The following is a 19,005-nucleotide window of genomic DNA, read 5'->3' as shown; positions in this document are numbered from 1 at the left end:
TTACCCGTCACCCTCCCTTCGCTGAGTTGCTGTCCCGGATCGGAACCGAGGTCTGCGGCGGCCCGGCCTGCGGTGGTGGCGCCGGCGTCCGTCCGGCGTGCGCGGCGATGCCCGGCGCGACCGAACCGCCGCCCGCACCCCCGCCGCCGCCACCACCCGCACCGACCGGCCCGCGGTCACCGTGAGTGGTGATGCCCTGCTTCATCAGGTTCGCGGTGCCGTTGATCATCGCCGATCCGGCCGACACCGCGCTCGCCCGGGCATGGCGCATGTTCATGATCTCGTCGCCGAAGCCCGGCACGAAGCGGTACACCGCGGCACTCGCGAAGATCGACAGGAACAGGATCGCCAGCCCCGACAGCACCCGCGCGAAGTCGTCGCTGGCCCCGGCCCCCGACGCCACCGCGCCCGCCAGACCCAGGATGACCACGATGATCGGCTTCGCCAGGTCCACCGCCACCATCACCCCCGCCCACCGGCGCACGTGCTTCCACAGCTGCTTGTCCACCAACCCCGCGTACACCGCCGTACCCAGCAGCGCGCCCACGTACAGCATCGCCGCCCGGATCAGCAGCTCGATCCAGAGCACCGCCGCCGCCAGCACCGCCACCAGCGACACGATGATCAGGATCAGCGGGCCACCGCCCATGTCACCCTTCTCCAGGGTGTCGGCGAACGCGCCCAGGTACGACCCGGTGTCCGACTTCGTCCCCACCGCGATCCCCTTGGTCAGCCCGTCCGTCACGCTCACCACGGTGTAGAGGATCAGCGGCGTGAACGCGGACGCCACGACGGTCAGCCACAGGAAGCCGATCGCCTCCGTGAACGCCGTCGCCAACGGCGCCCCCCGCACCGCCCGCTTCGTCACCGCCAGCAGCCACAGCACCAGCGTGATCACCGTCGACACGGCGAACACCACCGCGTACTGCTGCAGGAACGACGCGTTGGTGAAGTCCACCTGCGTCGTCCCGTCGATCGCGCTCGACAGCTTCCGCACCACCCAAGCCGCCGCCTGGGCACACCCCTTGGCCAACGACCCCAACGGATCGGCCACACTCCCGATGGCCCCACCGCCCGGGAGCGCGCCGGAGCCGCCCGGAGCGCAGTAGACGTCGTTACCGGGCAGGGGAACACCCGGGCAACTCGTGTTGGTCGCCCCTGAGGTAGGGGTCGGCGACGGCTCGGCCATGGCGCGGTGGGCCGTCAGGACCACCGTAAGGACGCCGAACAGCGCCCCGCCGGCCAGGCGGCTCATGCCCCGCCCTACGAAACCGGGACAACCGTCAGCGGGCATAACGGAAGCCTCCGAACTGCTCGACGGCACCAGTGATCTCCTCGGCGGTTGCGGCCTGCTGGTCCGGCGGAACCGGCGCCGGACCGGCTGCTCGGCTGAAGTCGGCGAGTTTCCAGTCCGTCCCGGTCCACCGCAGGCTGAGTGTCAGGGTGAACCACTCCTCGGACACCGGCCTGGTGGAACGCTCGCCGGCCAGTCCGAACAACCCGGTGCACCAGACATCGACCTTGACGCTCTCCGCGGTGTAACTGCTGCTCTTGGTCCCGACCGGGACGGTCCGGCTGACGAACGCCATGCCCTTGGGCGGCTGTCCCTGGGCATCGACCCCGAACCTGGCCGCCGTCTCGGGAGAGAACCCCTGGTCCAGGCGGCTCTGCAGGGCCGAGACCGCGCCCGGGTCGGCGATGGTGGCGACGATGGTGTGGCGGCTGTCGGCGCGGAACATGTCGGCGGAGCCGATCGCCACCGCGTAGTTGGCGGCGGCGGACTGGGCGCCCTGGTCGGTGTGCGGGTAGCCGGATCCGATGCCGTTGGTGGTGGTGCCGACGGGCTGGTCGCCGCTGGGGGCGGGGCCGGCGCCGGCGGGCGCGGTGGGGGCGGCGTGGTCGGCGGAGCCGCCGGTGCCGCCGGGGTCGGGTTTGTCGCGGTTGGCGATGGCGATGGCCACAACGAGCAGCGTGACGACGACGAGGACGGTCAGCAGGGTGCGGAGCGGTCGGGCCTGACGCTGGGTCGGCTGGGAGGAGGGCTGTTCGCCGACCGGCAGCCGCGTACGGGTGTGCGGCTGGTCGTCGGACAACGGCACGGCGGCCCTCCTGGTGCGGGGAGCCGGGGGGCTCCGGGGGCCCTCCGCCGGGGGCGGGCGCGGACGGAGGGTGGGAACGGGGGGTGGACTGCTGGCGGGTGGGCTCGGGGCGGTCCGGACGGGGACCTGGCCCCGGGGCGGGCGGGCCTGGCTACTGCTGTCCGATCGTCAGATCGCCATGCCGTAGACAATGGTGAACAGAGTGCCGAGTGATCCAATGATGAACACGCCGGTCAGACCGGCGACGATCAGCCCCTTGCCCTGTTCGGCGCCGAAGCTGTCGCGCATCGCGGTCGCACCGATTCGCTGTTTGGCCGCCCCCCAGACGGCGATGCCGAGGCAGATGAGGATGGCGACGGCCATGATGACCTCGACCATCACCCTGGCCTCCGACCCGAGGGTCGCGAACGGGCCCCAGTCCGGGGCGATCCCGCCGATGATGGTGTCGATATTCGGCTTCTTTGGAGGGTCTTCGGCCAGGTGGCCGATCGCGTTCGTGTGCACGCTGCTCAGGTTCATTTCCATCTCACCGCCCGATCAGGCAAATTCAAGGGCCCTGACCCCGCCCGCGCGAAGGGTCGGTACCTATTCTTGGCCAGATCTGATGTCGACTTGGCTACTTCTCGCGGATTGGTCGTGAGGCACCGGGCACGTACGCGAGGATGTCCACCGTACGAAGGATAGCGCTCACTCTTTGTATCTCTGATGATTGCGGTGAGCAACGCCTTCCGGAACACTTCGACTGACGATTCGTCGGGATGGTGCTGATGGTACTCCGGAAGGCCGGTACGGCCGCCGCCGCTGCGGGAGTTGTGACGTTCGGGTTGCTGGGTTTGGTGACGGTGGGGACGTTCGCGGCGAGTGGGACGCCGCAGCAGTCGGCGAATCGCGCCGCACTCTCGCCGGGGACGGTCCCGGCGGCGTTCCAGGCGCCGATCCAGCAGTGGGGCGCGCTCTGCCCGGAGATCTCGCCGCCGATGCTCGCGGCACAGCTCTACCAGGAAAGCGGTTTCGATCCGAAGGCCCAATCGGGCGTCGGGGCACAGGGAATGGCGCAGTTCATGCCCGATACCTGGGCGGCGTACGGCACGGACGCCAATGGGGACGGCAAGAAGGACGTCTGGGACCCGCTGGACGCGATCGCCTCGGCGGCCACCTTCGACTGCGCGCTCGCGAAGGACGTCGCCAAGGTCCCGGGCGACCGGCAGGCCAACCTGCTGGCCGCCTACAACGCCGGCCCGTACGCGGTGACCAAGTACAACGGGGTGCCGCCGTACAAGGAGACCCAGGGCTATGTGAGGAACATCCAGGCGATGGCCCGCAGCTTCTCGGTGCCCACGGCGCCGGTGGAGGTGTCCGGGCAGTCGGCCGGGGCGATCTACTTCGCGCAGAGCAAGCTCGGGACGCCTTACCTGTGGGGCGGGGAGGGGCTGCCCTCGCAGAACGGGCGGTTCGACTGCTCGGGCCTGACCCAGGCGGCGTACGCCAGCGTGGGCATCACGCTGCCCCGGGTGGCGAACGACCAGTGGTACGCCGGGCCGCACCCGTCGCGCGATCAGCTGCGGCCGGGCGACCTGGTGTTCTGGGCGACGGACCTGAACGATCCGCGGAGCATCCACCACGTCGGGATCTACGTGGGCGGCGGCTACATGATCAACGCGCCGCACACCGGCGCGGTGATCCGCTACGACAAGATCGACACCAGGGAGTACATCGGCGCGACCCGGGTCACCTCGGACGGCGCCCAGGCGCTGCCGGCCCGCAACGCGGACGGCTCCGTGAGCGCCCCGAGCCGCCCGGGCTCGACGGCACCGACCGGCGCGACCGGCCCGACCGGCCCGACCGCGGCGACCACCCCCTCGGCCCCGGTGGCCCCGGCAGCCCTGCCGAGCCCCGGCAGCGCCGCCACCCGGCCCGCCGCCGGACCGCCCGCGGCCGCCGCGCCACCCGCCCCGACCGGCCCGGACCCCGCCGGGGCGGGGCGGCCGGCGGCGAAGAACTGAGCCGCCCGTGGCCCCGAGGTGTGAGTGCCCTGTGGACGCTGAGTCAAGTTTCCATAACCGCGCGTTTCCGTGGAACGCTGTGCCCCGGCGATGACGTTGGTCCCGATGGCCCACCGTCAGCTTCCCGCACGGGGAGGGCCCCGACCGGATCGAACAGCTGCAGCGGACCAGAAGGAGGTGCGGCGTGTCGACGCCGCTTGCCGACACGACCAACCCCGACCTCGGCCTGCTCTACGCCGTCAACGGACTGGCCAAGCGCTCCCCGCAGTGGCTGGACCACCTGGTCTCGTGGATCGGTGAGTACGGCATCCTGATCGGCCTGGCGATGCTGGGCCTGGTGGCCTGGCTGCAGGCGAGACGCCGCCCGGACGCGCCGGTGGCCGTCGCCGGGCTGCTCTGGGTGCCGCTCTCCGTCGCCATCGCCGAGCTGGCCAACCTGCCGATCGCCGCGATCGTGAACCGCCCGCGCCCGTTCGTCGACCACGGCGGGCTGCTGGTGCTGGTGGACGGCAAGGCCGGCACCCACTCCTTCGTCAGCGACCACTCGACCATGACGATGGGCGTGGCAGTGGCGCTGTTCCTGGTGAACCGGCGGCTCGGCTGGATCGCCGGCGGCCTGGCCCTGTTGCAGGGCTTCTGCCGGATGTTCATGGGCGTGCACTACCCGACCGACGTGATCGGCGGCTTCGCGCTCGCCGCCGCGGTGGTGCTGCTGCTGGCGCCGATCGCGATGGCGGTGCTCGTCCCGCTCTGCCACGCGCTGGGCCGGACCGCCCTCGCCCCGCTGATCCGGGCGCCGGAGCGCGCCGGCGGCGGCCCGCGCGGTCGGCGGCGCGGGCGCGAGCGCGGGGCGGTGCGCTCCGAGGAGCAGCCGCCGGAGTCCGATCTGGCGGCGTGAGCCGCCCGGCCCGGCTACCCCGGTCCGCCCCCGTTCCCGGCGAGGGCGAGGTGGTCGTCCCCCTCGCGCCGGACCAGGTCGCGCGAGCGGCGGGCCGGTGAGAACCAGCCGCAGCTGCAGGTCGCGAAGGCGAAGGAACCGCGCTCGCTGACCGCGACGCGGTGTTCGGGCATCCGGGCGGTGCCGGGGGAGGCCGGCAGCTCACTGTGCACGTGGTTCACCGTAACGCGCCGGGCGCCGGGCGCGCGATGCCGTCCACAAGACCTCTTCCGCGTAACCCTTCGCGGCTCAACTCGTTTGCCCGGAAAGAGCTCTGTTCACCTGGTGGTGTCGGCAGGGCAGTCGGGCCCGAGGGGGTTGTCGCGAGGATGAAGATGACCGACCAGCAGCGTGGCGGACGGCCGGGGCGCCGTCCGCGGCCGCATCTGCGTTCGGCGGCCGGGGCCGCCCTGCTCGCCGCCGCCCTGGCCGGCCTGTCCGCCGGCTGCGCGGCCGGCACCGGCGGCGGCTCCTCCGACCGGCAGTCCGGTCCCCCCGACCAGCTCGCCGCGGACCCGCTGACGGCGGTGCGCAACACCGCCGACATCACCGGCCGCACCGGCTCCGCGCACAGCGCCACCGAGCTGGTCACCGAGTCGTCCGAGAAGAAGGCCGTCTTCACCGGGACGGGCGGCTACGACTACGTGAAGCGGGTCGGCCGGCTGGAGGTCCAGGTGCCGCCGGGCGCGGCGACCACCGGGAAGATCGTCGAGGTGGTCCTGCCGGGCACCGTCTACCTGCAGAACAGCGGCGCCAAGGTGCCCGAGGGCAAGTGGGTCAAGCTGGACGTACGCCAGCTGCCGGACGGCAACCTGGTCAGCAGCGGCGCCACCGACCCGGCCTCGGCGGCGGGCGCCCTGCGCGGGGCGCAGAAGGCGGAGGCGGTCGGCACCGAGACCGTCGACGGGGTGGCGCTGCACCACTACCGCGGCACCCTGGACCTGGCCAAGGCGGCCGACGCGACCGGCGGCCGCGGCGGGGACGGCCTGCGGATGGGGGCCCAGACCTTCACCGTGAAGGAGGTCCCGTACGACGCCTGGCTGGACGACCAGGGCCGGCTGCACAAGGTGGTCGAGGTGTTCACCTTCGCCGGGGTGGCCGGTTCGAAGGAGGCCAAGGACCAGGTGAAGGTGACGTCGACCACCTCGGTGACGGACTTCGGCAAGCCGGTGGAGGCGGCCGAGCCGCCGGCCTCGGACATCTACGCGATGAAACCCTCGGAAAGCCCGAAGTAGGCCGCCGGGGCAGGGCTCCGGCGCCGGGGCGAACCGGGGCGCCGCCGGAGCGGGTGGCCGCCCGGGGAGCGGTGGTCACCCGTTTCGGCGGCGCCGAGATGGCCCGTCCGTGCCATGTGGACGGGCTCCGAAGTGCCTAGGCTGGACGTCGGGTGGCTGCCGCCCGGGCTGGCGAGGCACTGAAGGGGTGGTGCAGGTGGTGTCGTCCACGGGCGGCCGCAGCGGCGGCCACGACGACGCGGCCCTCGACGAGATCGATCTGGCCGGCGAGCTGATGATCGCCGCGACGGCCAGCACCGGCGACCGGCTGCCGACCGAGCGGATCGACGAGGTGCTGCTCGACCGGATCGAGTCGGGGCGGACCGACGGCGAGGCCTGGCGGCAGGCCGACGGTTAGGGCGTTCCCGGCCAGGGGGTGTTCCCGGCCGGGTGGTGTTGGCGACCGGATGGTGTTGGCGACCGGTGGCGTTCGCGGCCCGGGCCCGCTCGCCCGGCCCGGCCTCAGCTGCGCAGCAGCCGGCCGATCGCGGCCGTGGCCTCCGCGACCTTGGCGTCGAGTTCGGCGCCGCCCTCCTCGGCGGCGGCCGCGACGCAGTGCCGCAGGTGCTCCTCCAGCAGGGACAGCGCGAAGGACTGCAGCGCCTTGGTGCCGGCCGAGACCTGGGTGAGCACGTCGATGCAGTAGACGTCCTCGTCGACCATGCGCTGGAGGCCGCGGATCTGGCCCTCGATCCGGCGCAGCCGCTTGAGGTGGGCGTCCTTCTGCGCGCTGTAGCCGTGCGGGCCGTGCCCGGCCTGATGTCCTGTGGCGGCCGCGGGGGCGGCGGGTGCGTCGGCCTGCGCGTCGGTGCCGTGCCCGTGGTCCGGCTCGGTGCGCGCTTGCGTCGTGGTCATCGGCCCGCCTTCGTCTGGATGCCTGGTGGCTGCGTCGGCCACCAGTGTCCAACACCGGGGCCGTCCGTGGTGTTCCGACGGCCGACGCGGCATGTGCCGAAGGGTTCAGGGCGGGTTCCGGACGGTCTGCGAACGGTCTGCGAACGGGCCGCCGCGCAGTTCACCCGTCTGAGCGGCGCCCCCGTCTTCCGTACGTACCACGGGGACAATCCGGGCGAGGTTCCGTCAGACTGGGGGCTCACGTCCGCACCTGGGTGTGCGGTCCGGGTCAGCTGGTGCGGCAGCCGAACGGAAGAGGAGGTTCCGCCTCCACCATCACCACCCCGTTTGCACGATTGCGCTTGGTTGCACCTAGCATCGTTCAGTCCCTACCCCGCACATCGGAGATTTCCGTGCGTTTTAGCCTGACCCCGAAGGAGACGAGCTTCTACGACATGTTCTCTGCCGCCGCGGAGAACCTCGTCGTCGGTTCGAAGCTCCTGCTGGAACTGCTGGGATCAGACGTGTCGGCCCGCGCGGAGATCGTCGAGCGCATGCGCGCCGCCGAGCACGCCGGGGACGACACCACCCATGCCGTGTTCCACCAGCTGAACTCGTCCTTCATCACGCCCTTCGACCGCGAGGACATCTACAACCTCGCCTCGTCGCTGGACGACATCATGGACTTCATGGAGGAGGCCGTCGACCTGGTCGTCCTCTACGACATCCAGACGCTGCCGAAGGGGATCGAGCAGCAGATCGAGGTGCTGGCCCGGGCCGCCGAGCTCACCGCCGAGGCGATGCCGAACCTGCGCAGCATGTCGAACCTCACCGAGTACTGGATCGAGGTCAACCGGCTGGAGAACCAGGCCGACCAGATCCACCGCAAGCTGCTCGCCCACCTGTTCTCCGGCCAGTACGACGCCATCGAGGTGCTCAAGCTCAAGCAGGTCGTGGACGTTCTTGAGGAGGCGGCGGACGCGTTCGAGCACGTCGCCAACACGGTGGAGACCATCGCCGTCAAGGAGTCCTGACCCTCGTGGACATGGCAGCACTCATCGCCGTCGTCGGCGTTGCGTTCTTCTTCACCTACACCAACGGCTTCCACGACTCCGCGAACGCGATCGCCACCTCGGTCTCCACCCGTGCGCTGACCCCCCGGGCCGCACTGGCGATGGCCGCGGTGATGAACCTGGCCGGCGCCTTCCTCGGCAGCGGCGTGGCGCACACCGTCTCCCAGGGGATCATCGAGACCCCCACCGGCGACCGGGGCATGGTGATCCTGTTCGCCGCACTGGTCGGGGCGATCGCCTGGAACCTGGTCACCTGGTACTTCGGCCTGCCGTCCTCCTCCTCGCACGCGCTGTTCGGCGGCATGGTGGGCGCGGCCATGGCCGGCGGCATCGACGTGATCTGGGGCGGCGTCCTCGACAAGATCGTCATCCCGATGATCGTCTCGCCGATCGTCGGCCTGGTCGGCGGCTTCCTGGTGATGCTGGCGATCCTGTGGATCTTCCGCCGGGCCAACCCGCACAAGGCCAAGCGCAACTTCCGGGTCGCCCAGACCGCCTCGGCCGCCGCGATGGCGCTGGCGCACGGTCTGCAGGACGCGCAGAAGACCATGGGCATCGTGGTGATGGCGCTCACCATCTCCGGCCACCACTCCGGTGAGGGCATCCCGGTGTGGGTGAAGATCTCCTGCGCCACGATGCTCTCGCTGGGCACCTACGCGGGTGGTTGGCGGATCATGCGGACGCTCGGCCGCAAGATCATCGAGCTGGACCCGCCGCAAGGCTTCGCCGCCGAGGCCACCGCCGCGACGGTCATGTACGTCACCTCGTTCGTCTTCAAGGCGCCGATCTCCACCACCCACGTGATCACCGCGGCGATCATGGGCGCGGGGGCCACCAAGCGGATCCGCGCGGTGCGCTGGGGCGTCGCCAAGAACATCGTGCTCGGCTGGTTCATCACGATGCCGGCGGCCGCCATCGTCGCAGCGCTGGTGTACTGGTTCGCCCACCTGTTCTGGGGCTGACCGGCCCCGCACGTGACAGGGCCCGCCCCCACATCTCGGGGGCGGGCCCTTCTTCATGCTCCACGGCGGCACCGCCATGCAGCACCGCGGAGCAGCCTGTGTGCTCGCCGTTCGCCTCCGGACACCGCGGTCCGTCGGCTGGGGGCGGGGGTACGGCCTAGCCGAAGCGGCCGGAGATGTAGTCCTCGGTCGCCTGGACCGACGGGTTGGAGAAGATCCGCTGGGTGTCGTCCAGCTCGACCAGCTTGCCGGGCTGGCCGACGCCGGCCAGGTTGAAGAAGGCGGTGCGGTCGCTGACGCGGGCCGCCTGCTGCATGTTGTGGGTCACGATGACGATGGTGAACTGCGACTTGAGCTCGCCGATCAGGTCCTCGATCGCGAGGGTGGAGATCGGGTCGAGCGCGGAGCAGGGCTCGTCCATCAGCAGGACCTGCGGCTCGACCGCGATGGCGCGGGCGATGCACAGCCGCTGCTGCTGGCCGCCGGAGAGGCCGGCCCCCGGCTTGTTCAGCCGGGTGTGGACCTCGTTCCAGAGGTTGGCGCCCTTCAACGAGCGCTCGACCACCTCGTCCAGGACGGACTTCTTGCGCACGCCCGCGAGCTTGAGGCCGGCGATCACGTTGTCGTAGATCGACATGGTCGGGAACGGGTTCGGGCGCTGGAAGACCATGCCGACCGAGCGGCGGACGGCGACCGGGTCGACGTTCGAGGCGTAGAGGTTCTCGTCGTCCAGGAGGACCTTGCCCTCGACCCGGGCGCCGGGGATCACCTCGTGCATCCGGTTGAGGGTGCGCAGGAAGGTGGACTTGCCGCAGCCGGAGGGGCCGATGAAGGCGGTCACCGAGCGGGGTTCGATGCTCATCGAGATGTCCTCGATGGCCTTGGTGGTGCCGTAGTAGGCGGACAGTCCGCTGACGTCGATGCGCTTGGCCATGATCGTTGCTTCTCTCGTCTGTCTTCGTACGTCAGTCGGTCAGTGTCCGCCCTTGGGCGAGCGCCAGCGTGCGATGCCCCGGGCGATGAGGTTGAGCCCCATCACGAAGGCGATCAGCACCAGCGCGGCGCCCCAGGCGCGGGCGTAGCCGAAGTCGTTGTTGACCACCGAGTACTGCTGCCAGATGTACATCGGCAGGGACTGCTGCGGTCCGTCGAACGGGTTGCTGTTGATGGCGTCGGCGCCGAAGACCAGCATCAGCACCGGGGCGGTCTCGCCCGTGATGCGGGCGACCGCCAGCATCACGCCGGTGGTGATGCCGCCGATCGCGGTGGGCAGGACGATCCGCAGGATGGTCTTCCACTTCGGCACGCCGAGCGCGTACGAGGCCTCGCGCAGCTCGTTCGGGACGAGCTTGAGCATCTCCTCGGTGGACCGGACCACGACCGGCATCATCAGGATCGCCAGTGCGAGGCTGCCCGAGAAGCCCGAGTAGCTGAAGCCCAGGGCGATGTTCCAGAGCGAGAGGACGAACAGACCGGCGACGATCGACGGGATGCCCGTCATGACGTCGACGAAGAAGGTGACGGTCTTGGCGAGCGTGCCGCGGCCGTACTCGACCAGGTAGACGGCGGTCAGCAGACCGACCGGGGCGGCCATCGCGGTGGCCAGGGCGACCTGCTGCATGGTGCCGAGCAGCGCGTGGTAGATGCCGCCGCCGGGGCCGGAGGCGATCACGCCCTTCATCGAGTGGCTCAGGAAGTTCCCGTTCACCACGCCGATGCCCTGCTGGATCGTGTAGATCGTCAGGGAGATCAGCGGGACGACGGCCAGGATGAAGGCGACCCAGACCACCGAGGTGGCGAACCGGTCCTTGGCCTGGCGGCGGCCCTCGACCTGGGCCGAGACGCCGTAGCTGATCACCAGGAACAGCAGGGCCGAGATCAGGCCCCACTGCAGGTGGCTCTCCAGCCCCGCGGCGGCGCCGATCCCGCAGCCGACCGCGATCGAGCCGACCGCGACGGCGGCCGGGGCCCACTTGGGCAGCCGGTTGGCGGTCAGCGACCGGCTGAGCGGCCGGGCGTCGGCCGTGACGGAAGTCGTTGCCGCGGTCATGCGTTGGCCCCCGAGTACTCCTTGCGGCGGGCGATGATCAGTCGCGCGGCACCGTTCACCAGCAGGGTGATGACGAACAGGACGAGGCCGGAGGCCATCAGGGCGTCACGCCCGTTGTTGCCGGCCTCGGCGAACTTCAGCGCGATGTTCTGCGCGAAGGTGCCGCCGCCCGCGTCGAGGATGTGCAGCGAGAGCACGTTGCTCGCGGACAGCACCACCGCGACGGCGATGGTCTCGCCCAGCGCGCGCCCGAGGCCGAGCATGGAGGCCGAGATGATGCCGGGGCGGCCGAACGGCAGCACCGCGGTGCGGATCATCTCCCAGCGGGTCGCGCCGAGCGCGAGCGCCGCCTCCTCCTGCATCCGCGGCACCTGGCGGAACACCTCGCGGGAGACCGCCGTGATGATCGGCAGGACCATGATCGCCAGCAGGATGCCGACGGTGAACAGGTTGCGCGGGGTGCCGGACTTGGTCTGGTCGAAGAGGTACGTCCAGCCGAGGTACTGGTTGAGCCAGCTGGTCAGGCCGTCCATGTGCGGGACCAGGAAGAGCGCGCCCCACAGGCCGTAGACGATGCTGGGAACGGCCGCGAGCAGGTCGACCAGGTAGGCGAACGGCTGGGCGATCTTCCGCGGCGCGTAGTGCGAGATGAACAGCGCGATCCCGATGGCCACCGGGACGGCGATCGTCATCGCGATGACGGCGCTGACGAGGGTGCCGAAGGCCAGGACGGCGATGCCGAAGACCGGCTTCGTGGCGTCCGGCGTCCACTCGAAGGTGGTGAGGAAGTTGCCCTCATTGGTGCTGAGGGCCAGGCCCGCGCGCCAGGCCAGGAAGCCGGCGATCGCGGCCATGATGACCAGCAGCAGGATGCCCGAACCGCGGGCGAGGTTCATGAAGATCTTGTCGCCGAAGCGGCTGTCGCGCGGTCGGCGTTCCCTGCCTCGCGGGGCGGCAGGGGAGGATGAAGTCATTGTCTACTCCGGTCTGGTGGTGCCGCCCCGGAGGGGGACGGCACCATGGCGGCGGTGCCCCGGACGTTCGTGCTGGGTCGGTGCGTTCCGGTGGGACGACCCCGGCCCCCCTCGCTCACGGGGCCGTCCCACCGGTGCTCCTGTCGGGTCAGGCCAGGGAGGAGACGGCGGCCTTGACCTTGTCGCTGATGGCGGCGGGGAGCGGGACGTAGCCCTTGTCGCCGATCGCCTTCTGCGCGGCGTCGCTGACGGCGTAGGTCAGGAAGGACTTGAGGTTGTCCAGGTTCTCCGGCTTGTTGCCCTTGTCGCAGGCGATCTCGTAGGTCACCAGGATGATCGGGTAGGCGTTGTCGGCCTTGGTCCCGTAGTCCAGCGAGAGGGCGAGGTCGCCGTCGGTGCCCACGACGGTGGAGGAGGCGAAGGTGAGGGCGGCGTTGGCCGCGGTCGCCTCGACGGGCTTGGCCGCACCGGTGGCGATCTTGGCGCTCTTGAGGTTGTTGCTCTGCGCGTAGGACAGCTCGGCGTAGCCGATGGAGTTCTTGACCTGCTTGATCTGCGCGGAGACGCCGGCGCTGCCCTGGGCGGACTGGCCGCCCTTGCCCTTCCACGCCTTCTCCGGCGCCGCGGTCCAGGCGCCACCGGAGGTCTTGGCGAAGTAGGAGGTGAGGTTGTAGGAGGTCCCGGAGTCGTCCGAACGGTGGACGGTCTGGATCTCGGCGTCCGGCAGCTGCACGCCCGGGTTCAGGGCGGCGATCGCCGGGTCGTTCCACTTGGTGATCTGCGAGTCGAAGATCTTGGCGGAGGTCGGGCCGTCCAGGACCAGGTTGTCGACGTTGTCGACGTTGTAGACCAGCGAGACGAGACCCGCGACCAGCGGCAGGTCGATCGCCTTGCCGCCGGTGCAGACCGCCTTGGAGGCGTCGACGTCGGCGGGCTTGAGCGCGAAGTCGGTGCCGGCGAAGGCGACCTTGCCCTGGTTGAACTGCTGCACACCGGCGCCGGAGCCGCCACCGCTGTAGTTGACGGTGGTGCCGGAGCAGGACGCGCCGTAGGTGGTCTTCCACACGTCGATCGCGTTGGCCTGAGCCGTCGAGCCCGCAGCGAGCAGCGTCCCGCCCTTGCCACAGTTGACCGCGGCGGTCGAGGCGGAGCCGCTGGAGCCACCGGCCGCCTTGGCACCGTTGTCGTCCGAGCCGCAGGCAGCGAGCGACAGCGAGCTGACGAGCGCCATGGCACCGATGGCGAGGGCCTTGGAGCGGCCGTTCCGCTGGAGCTTCACAGGGGTGTCCCTTTCTGTGGCATTGCCCGTCGCGCGGGCCGTACGAGGACGGCGGGCGCGGGTTCTGCTGTGGTCCGGGGCCCGTTCGGCCCTCCGGTAAACCCGAAGTTAGGCCGGGTAGGTGACACGACAGCCGGTCACAAGTGAACGGAGAGTGAACCTCGAAAGGATGACAGGAAACTACGCCAGGTAGTCACGGTTGCGTCACGGCAAGGGCGCGACGAGATCACTCCCACCGCTCCTTCACCGACGGTGACCGCCCGCGCGTACGGGCTTCGCACCCAGGATCGCCAGCAGGGCGTCGACCAGCAACCGGTCGCGGTCGTGCGTCAACCGGGCGCGGGCCTTCCCGGCGGGCAGCCACTCCAGCCGGTCCACCTCGCGGTTCGGCCGGAACGCCCCGCTCGACGGCACCGCCGCCCAGTAGCGCACCTCCTTCGGCCGGCCCTGCGCCAGGTAGTGCTGGGTCGGCAGCTCCGGACCGAGCAGGCAGGCGAACCCGGTCTCCTCGCGCACCTCGCGCAGCGCCGCCGCGACCACCCCCTCCCCCGGGTCGAGCTTGCCCTTCGGCAGGCTCCAGTCGTCGTACTTGGGCCGGTGGATCACCGCGATCCGCGGCCGCCCCAGCCGGCCGCTCTTCTTCGGCCGGCCCGGCAGCCACAGCACCGCGCCCGCCGCCAGGATCACCCGGGCGTGCCCCGCCCCGGTCGCGGGTGCGTCCACTGCCGGCCCGGTGCTCAGGCGATCGCGCAATTCAGGCCGTCCGTGGTGCGGGGGAATGCCCCCAGCCCTCGGCAGGGGGGAGGTCCGGCCAGCCGTCCAGGCCGGGCGGGAGGTCGGTCCACCGGCGGCCGAAGGCGTACCGCGCCGCCTCCACCTCCAGTCGCTGATCAGCATGCACCACGCCCAGCACGTAGGCGGTCGCCGGGGTGATCCGCGGGGTCCGCGCGGCGGTGGCCGCGGTGACCGCCGCGTCCGCCGCCTCCTGGTGCCGGCCCAACACCTCGTCCAGCTCGTCCAGTTCGGCGGATCCGCGACCGCACACCTCCAGCGCGTACCGGGCCCGCTTCACTAGGATCCGCGTCCGCGCCCACGGCGCGTCGTCGGCCGCCAGCGCCGTGTCCGCGTCCACCGCGCCGCGCGCCGCCGGGACGGCGCCCAGCCGGCGCAGCCCGTCGCCGCCGTACGGCGTGGCGGCCCGGTGCAGCGGCAGCTGCTGGGCGCTCGCCGACAGCGCCGTGAACGCGGCGGCCGCCTGCGGCAGCAGCACCGCCGACGCCCGGCCGCCCGCCGACTCCAGCAGCGGGGCGTCGCCGACCAGCAGCGTCATCCGGTCCGCCAGCGCGTGCAGCCGGGCCGACCGGAGCTCCTGGAGCACCGAGGAGTGCGCCCTGGTCCGGGCCAGGGTCAGCTGCCGGTCCAGCAGCGCCCGCGCCTTGGGCGCCCCGACGTGCCCGGCCAGCATGCCCGTCCCGTCCGGATCGCTGCCGCTCAGCGAGTCCAGCGCGCCCAGCAGCCGGGCCGAGCGGCGGACGTAACCGGGCTCCAGCGCCAGCAGGTTGAGCAGCCAGCGCAGTTCGGTGCGCGATTCCTGGGCCCAGGCCTGCTCGAAGACGGAGCCGAAGGTGTGCAGCAGCCCGCCGATCCGCCGGACCGCCCGCAGCAGGTCGGCGGTACCGGCCGCCGGGACGACCGCGGCCGTCCCCGGTCTGGCGCCGACCTCGCCCACCGTCAGCGGCAGGGCGCGCAGGAACGCGCCGGCCTGGGCGGTGAGGTGGCTGGAGAGGATGTCCCCGGCGGTCGTGGTGGCGGCCGCCTGGGCCGTCATCGGCGCATCGGTCATGGCGTGGTAGATCCCCGTTCCCCCGGGTTCGTCCCCCCGGGGCTGGTGGCCGACCGCTGGAACCGGTCCCCTGCGGTTCCAGCGGCTCGCATCAGTGGTCGCGTCAGCGCGAGGCGGCGGCCCGGCGGCGCAGGCGCGAGTCGATCAGCAGATCCTGGACGTGCCGCAGCGGCCGGCTCTCGGCGTCCTGCGAGTGGCGGGTCCACGCACCGTCCTGCCCCAGGTGCCAGGACTCGGTCTCGTCCGACATCCCGAGGTCGATCAGGCCGGACAGCTCGGCCCGGTGGGCCGGGTCGGTGATCCGCATCAGCGCCTCGATCCGGCGGTCCAGGTTGCGGTGCATCATGTCGGCGCTGCCGATCCAGACCTCCGGATCTCCGTTGTTGCCGAACACGAAGACCCGGGAGTGCTCCAGGAAGCGGCCCAGGATGCTGCGGACCCGGACGTTCTCGCTCAGCCCCGGCACCCCCGGCCGGATCGCACAGATCCCGCGCACCCAGACGTCGACCGGCACGCCCGCCTGCGAGGCCCGGTACAGCGCGTCGATCACGGCCTCGTCGACGATCGAGTTGACCTTGAGCTTCACGTACGCCGGCCGGCCGGCCCGGTGGTGGGCGATCTCGTTGTGGATCCGGGAGACCAGCCCGTCGCGCAGGCCGCGCGGGGCGGTCAGCAGGCGGCGGTAGGACTCCCGGCGCGAGTAGCCGGACAGCCGGTTGAAGAGGTCCGAGAGGTCGGCGCCGACCTGCGGGTCCGAGGTCAGCAGCCCCAGGTCCTCGTACAGCCGGGCGGTCTTCGGGTGGTAGTTGCCGGTGCCGACGTGCGAGTAGCGGCGCAGGGTGTCACCCTCCTGCCGGACCACCAGCGACAGCTTGCAGTGCGTCTTCAGCCCGACCAGGCCGTAGACCACGTGGCAACCGGCCTCCTCCAGCTTGCGGGCCCACTTGATGTTGGCCTGCTCGTCGAAGCGCGCCTTGATCTCGACCAGGACCAGCACCTGCTTGCCCGACTCCGCCGCGTCTATCAGCGCGTCCACGATCGGCGAGTCGCCGGAGGTGCGGTACAGCGTCTGCTTGATCGCCAGGACGTCCGGGTCGGCGGCGGCCTGCTCCAGGAAGGCCTGCACCGAGGTGGAGAAGCTGTCGTACGGGTGGTGCAGCAGGACGTCCCGCTCGCGCATCGCGGCGAAGATGTCCGGCTGGGACGCCGACTCGACGTCCGTCAGCCCACGGGCGGTGCCCGCCACGAACTTCGGGTACTTCAGTTCCGGGCGGTCCAGTTCGGCGATCCCGAACAGACCGGTCAGGTCGAGCGGACCGGGCAGCGGGAAGACCTCCGCCTCGGTGATGTTCAGCTCCCGCACCAGCAGGTCCAGGATGTAGGGGTCGATCGACTCCTCGACCTCCAGCCGCACCGGCGGGCCGAAGCGCCGCCGCATCAGCTCCTTCTCCAGGGCCTTGAGGATGTTCTCGGTGTCGTCCTCCTCCACCTCCAGGTCCTCGTTGCGGGTCACCCGGAAGGCGTGGTGGGCGAGCACCTCCATGCCCGGGAACAGCTCCTCCAGGTGCGCGCCCATCACGTCCTCCAGCGGGACGTAACGCTGCGGCGAGGCCTCCAGGAAGCGGGCCAGCGACTGCGGCACCTTCACCCGGGCGAAGTGCTTGTGCCCCGACACCGGGTTGCGCACCACCACGGCCAGGTTGAGCGAGAGCCCCGATATGTACGGGAAGGGATGCGCCGGGTCGACCGCCAGCGGGGTGAGGACCGGGAAGATCTTCTGCCGGAACAGGGTGTGCAGCCGGGCCTGCTCCTTCTCGGCCAGCTCCGGCCAGCGGACCACCTCGATGCCCTCGGTGGCGAGGTCCGGCAGCACCTCCTGCTGGAAGGCCGCGGCGTGCCGCGCCATCAGCTCGCGCGAGCGGGTCCAGATCAGGTCCAGCACCTCGCGCGGCTGGAGCCCGGAGGCACTGCGCTGGGCGACGCCCGTCGCGATCCGGCGTTTCAGCCCGGCCACCCGGACCATGAAGAACTCGTCCAGGTTGCTCGCGAAGATGGCGAGGAACTTGGCCCGCTCCAGCAGCGGGATCCCCGGATCCTCGGCGAGCTCCAGAACGCGCTCGTTGAACGCGAGCCAGCTGCGCTCGCGGTCCAGGAAGCGGCCCTGCGGCAGTGCGTCGAACTCCTGCTCGTCCTCGGCCGGCAGCTCGGGCGGTATCCCCAGCGCACCGGACATCCTGGCCGGCGGGGACAGCGAGGCAGAGACGGGGCGGGGGATGCTCATGGGCTCCAGCTCCTCCAGCAGCAGGACGTCGTCCGGACGCGAATGGCTCTGCGGGCCGTCGTCCTCGCCCAGGGCCAACGCCCACCCGCCGGGCGCGGTCCGTACAGGGCCGGCCGGCGCGTGGCGGTCGACTCTGCACGAGCGAGACACTACGGACTTCATCCTGTGATCTTCGCGGCAGCAATTGAATCCACGGTAAACACCGCATGGCCAGGAGGAAAGCTGAGTCGGTCGAGGCAAGGGCCGGTGACGTCCGACCCCTTGCCCCGGACCACCCGGAGCCGCTAGGTCCTGTAGGTCCTGTCCGGTCCTGTCAGGCTCCTAGGCCGCCTGGTCCTCGCGGTACTGGACGCGGTACATGAGGTCCACCTCGTGGATGGTGAACCCCAGTCGTTCATATACCCGCACCGCGGCCGGATTGTCGGCGTCGACGTAGAGCAGGACCGTCTCCAGTCCGCGCTCGCCGGCGTCCGAACCGGTCAGGTGACGCAGACCGGCGGCGGTCAGGGCACGGCCGAGACCGCTGCCCTGCTCCGCCGGGTCCACCCCGACCACGTAGACCTCGCCGAGCGCGGGCTCGGTGGCGGTGGCCGGGTGCACCTTGGTCCAGTGGAAGCCGACCACCTTGCCGCCCCGGGTGGCGAGGAAGAAGCCGGCCGGATCGAACCAGGGCTCGGCCAGCCGCTCCGCCAGGTCCCGCTCCGTCCAGGAGCCCTGCTCCGGGTGGTGGGCGAAGGCCAGCGCGTTCAACCGCAGCCACTCGGCGTCGTCCTCGCCGGGGCGGAAGGTCCGGAGCTCGACGCCCTCGGGGACGGCGACGGCCTCGGTCTGCGGCCCGGGGCGGCGCATCTGCCGCAGCTCGCGGACCAGCTCGGCACCGTACCGGCCGGCCAGGTGCCGGGCCGCCGGGTGACCGCCGTGCACCCAGAAGTCCACTGCGTCGCGGCCGGCCCCGTGGGCCTGTGCCAGCACCGCGTCCACCAGCGGCCGGGCCAGGCCGCGGCCGCGGACGGCCGGGTCGACGACCAGCTCGGCGGCGGGGTTGGAGGCGGAGCCCTCCTGGACTTCGAGCTGTCCGTAACCGACGACGGCGCCGAGCTCGCTCTCGATGAAGTGGCTCACGCCGGGGCGCGGAGTGTCCGAGGAACGCAGCCGAAGCCGGCCCTGCTCGGACACGGCAGCCCGGCCGTCCACCGCCTGGGCGTCCGCCAGAACGCGCAGGGCGCCGTCGCGCTGCTCGGGGCGGAGCGCACTGTTCGCAATGACCGCTGTCTGATCGTCCATGCCCCGACGATACGTCACCGGAAATGCAGAGAACCCCCATCCGGTCTCCCGGATGGGGGTTCTCTGTGAATGATTGTTCGGCGGCGTCCTACTCTCCCACAGGGTCCCCCCT

At 71.2% G+C, this 19,005-nt stretch carries 19 protein-coding genes; 6 read left to right on the top strand and 13 right to left on the bottom strand.

From position 1 onward, the window contains the following. Window positions 1-7: 7 nt before the first annotated feature. From ABT015_RS31315 to ABT015_RS31305, 3 genes are all read right to left on the bottom strand, one after another. Complete coding sequence (locus tag ABT015_RS31315) at window positions 8-1,255, bottom strand: hypothetical protein (RefSeq protein ID WP_350885146.1); 1,248 nt, start codon at window positions 1,253-1,255, stop codon at window positions 8-10. A 28-nt stretch (window positions 1,256-1,283) separates the two neighbouring features. After that, window positions 1,284-2,099, bottom strand: coding sequence for a hypothetical protein (locus ABT015_RS31310; protein WP_350885144.1), 816 nt, complete (start codon window positions 2,097-2,099; stop codon window positions 1,284-1,286). 168 nt (window positions 2,100-2,267) lie between these two features. Continuing rightward, window positions 2,268-2,618, bottom strand: a complete 351-nt coding sequence (locus tag ABT015_RS31305) for a DUF8827 family protein (RefSeq protein ID WP_350885142.1) — start codon at window positions 2,616-2,618, stop codon at window positions 2,268-2,270. Between the two features lie 317 nt (window positions 2,619-2,935). Here ABT015_RS31305 and ABT015_RS31300 point away from each other — a divergent pair, with 317 nt between their 5' ends. Together ABT015_RS31300 and ABT015_RS31295 are read left to right on the top strand one after the other, a co-directional pair. After that, on the top strand, window positions 2,936-4,102 hold the full coding sequence (locus ABT015_RS31300; protein WP_502897448.1) for an NlpC/P60 family protein: 1,167 nt from the start codon (window positions 2,936-2,938) through the stop codon (window positions 4,100-4,102). Window positions 4,103-4,286: 184 nt separating this feature from the next. Further along, a complete protein-coding gene (locus tag ABT015_RS31295) occupies window positions 4,287-5,000 on the top strand; it encodes a phosphatase PAP2 family protein (RefSeq protein ID WP_350885138.1) in 714 nt (237 codons plus the stop codon). A 14-nt stretch (window positions 5,001-5,014) separates the two neighbouring features. On the opposite strand, the gene ABT015_RS31290 is transcribed toward ABT015_RS31295, so the two are convergent. Continuing rightward, on the bottom strand, window positions 5,015-5,212 hold the full coding sequence (locus tag ABT015_RS31290; protein WP_350885136.1) for a hypothetical protein: 198 nt from the start codon (window positions 5,210-5,212) through the stop codon (window positions 5,015-5,017). Between the two features lie 162 nt (window positions 5,213-5,374). On the opposite strand from ABT015_RS31290, the gene ABT015_RS31285 reads away from it, so the two are divergent. Next, window positions 5,375-6,274, top strand: a complete 900-nt coding sequence (locus ABT015_RS31285; RefSeq protein WP_350885134.1) for an SCO4651 family lipoprotein — start codon at window positions 5,375-5,377, stop codon at window positions 6,272-6,274. Window positions 6,275-6,470: 196 nt separating this feature from the next. Then, complete coding sequence (locus ABT015_RS31280) at window positions 6,471-6,671, top strand: hypothetical protein (RefSeq protein WP_350885132.1); 201 nt, start codon at window positions 6,471-6,473, stop codon at window positions 6,669-6,671. A 104-nt stretch (window positions 6,672-6,775) separates the two neighbouring features. Here ABT015_RS31280 and ABT015_RS31275 read toward each other — a convergent pair whose 3' ends face one another. Next, a complete protein-coding gene (locus ABT015_RS31275; protein WP_350885130.1) occupies window positions 6,776-7,168 on the bottom strand; it encodes a metal-sensitive transcriptional regulator in 393 nt (130 codons plus the stop codon). Between the two features lie 392 nt (window positions 7,169-7,560). Here ABT015_RS31275 and ABT015_RS31270 point away from each other — a divergent pair, with 392 nt between their 5' ends. Continuing rightward, complete coding sequence (locus tag ABT015_RS31270; RefSeq protein WP_063348282.1) at window positions 7,561-8,181, top strand: DUF47 domain-containing protein; 621 nt, start codon at window positions 7,561-7,563, stop codon at window positions 8,179-8,181. A gap of 5 nt (window positions 8,182-8,186) precedes the next feature. Further along, on the top strand, window positions 8,187-9,182 hold the full coding sequence (locus tag ABT015_RS31265) for an inorganic phosphate transporter (protein ID WP_350885128.1): 996 nt from the start codon (window positions 8,187-8,189) through the stop codon (window positions 9,180-9,182). Window positions 9,183-9,339: 157 nt separating this feature from the next. Here the strand turns inward: ABT015_RS31265 and pstB are convergent, their stop codons facing one another. From pstB to mshD, 8 genes are all read right to left on the bottom strand, one after another. After that, on the bottom strand, window positions 9,340-10,116 hold the full coding sequence (gene pstB, locus ABT015_RS31260; RefSeq protein ID WP_063348284.1) for a phosphate ABC transporter ATP-binding protein PstB: 777 nt from the start codon (window positions 10,114-10,116) through the stop codon (window positions 9,340-9,342). 39 nt (window positions 10,117-10,155) lie between these two features. Then, window positions 10,156-11,232: a phosphate ABC transporter permease PstA gene (gene pstA, locus ABT015_RS31255; RefSeq protein ID WP_350885125.1), complete on the bottom strand. Its 1,077-nt coding sequence runs from the start codon at window positions 11,230-11,232 to the stop codon at window positions 10,156-10,158. Further along, window positions 11,229-12,206, bottom strand: coding sequence for a phosphate ABC transporter permease subunit PstC (pstC, locus tag ABT015_RS31250; RefSeq protein ID WP_350885123.1), 978 nt, complete (start codon window positions 12,204-12,206; stop codon window positions 11,229-11,231). The genes pstA and pstC overlap by 4 nt, the downstream gene beginning before the upstream one ends. Window positions 12,207-12,354: 148 nt before the next feature. Continuing rightward, a complete protein-coding gene (pstS, locus tag ABT015_RS31245) occupies window positions 12,355-13,485 on the bottom strand; it encodes a phosphate ABC transporter substrate-binding protein PstS (protein ID WP_350885121.1) in 1,131 nt (376 codons plus the stop codon). A gap of 243 nt (window positions 13,486-13,728) precedes the next feature. Next, window positions 13,729-14,208 carry an NUDIX hydrolase gene (locus ABT015_RS31240; protein WP_402455749.1) on the bottom strand — a complete coding sequence of 160 codons (480 nt, stop codon included), beginning with the start codon at window positions 14,206-14,208 and terminating at the stop codon, window positions 13,729-13,731. A 31-nt stretch (window positions 14,209-14,239) separates the two neighbouring features. Next, window positions 14,240-15,328, bottom strand: coding sequence for a CHAD domain-containing protein (locus ABT015_RS31235; RefSeq protein WP_350885119.1), 1,089 nt, complete (start codon window positions 15,326-15,328; stop codon window positions 14,240-14,242). A gap of 103 nt (window positions 15,329-15,431) precedes the next feature. Next, a complete protein-coding gene (locus tag ABT015_RS31230; RefSeq protein WP_350885228.1) occupies window positions 15,432-17,609 on the bottom strand; it encodes an RNA degradosome polyphosphate kinase in 2,178 nt (725 codons plus the stop codon). Window positions 17,610-17,930: 321 nt separating this feature from the next. Next, a complete protein-coding gene (mshD, locus tag ABT015_RS31225; protein ID WP_350885117.1) occupies window positions 17,931-18,893 on the bottom strand; it encodes a mycothiol synthase in 963 nt (320 codons plus the stop codon). Window positions 18,894-19,005: the final 112 nt, after the last annotated feature.

It is taken from the genome of Kitasatospora sp. NPDC094016 (assembly GCF_040304045.1).
Taxonomy (GTDB): domain Bacteria; phylum Actinomycetota; class Actinomycetes; order Streptomycetales; family Streptomycetaceae; genus Kitasatospora.
The sequence above is the reverse complement of the archived record's forward strand: the minus strand, read 5'-3'. Positions and strand labels throughout refer to the sequence as shown.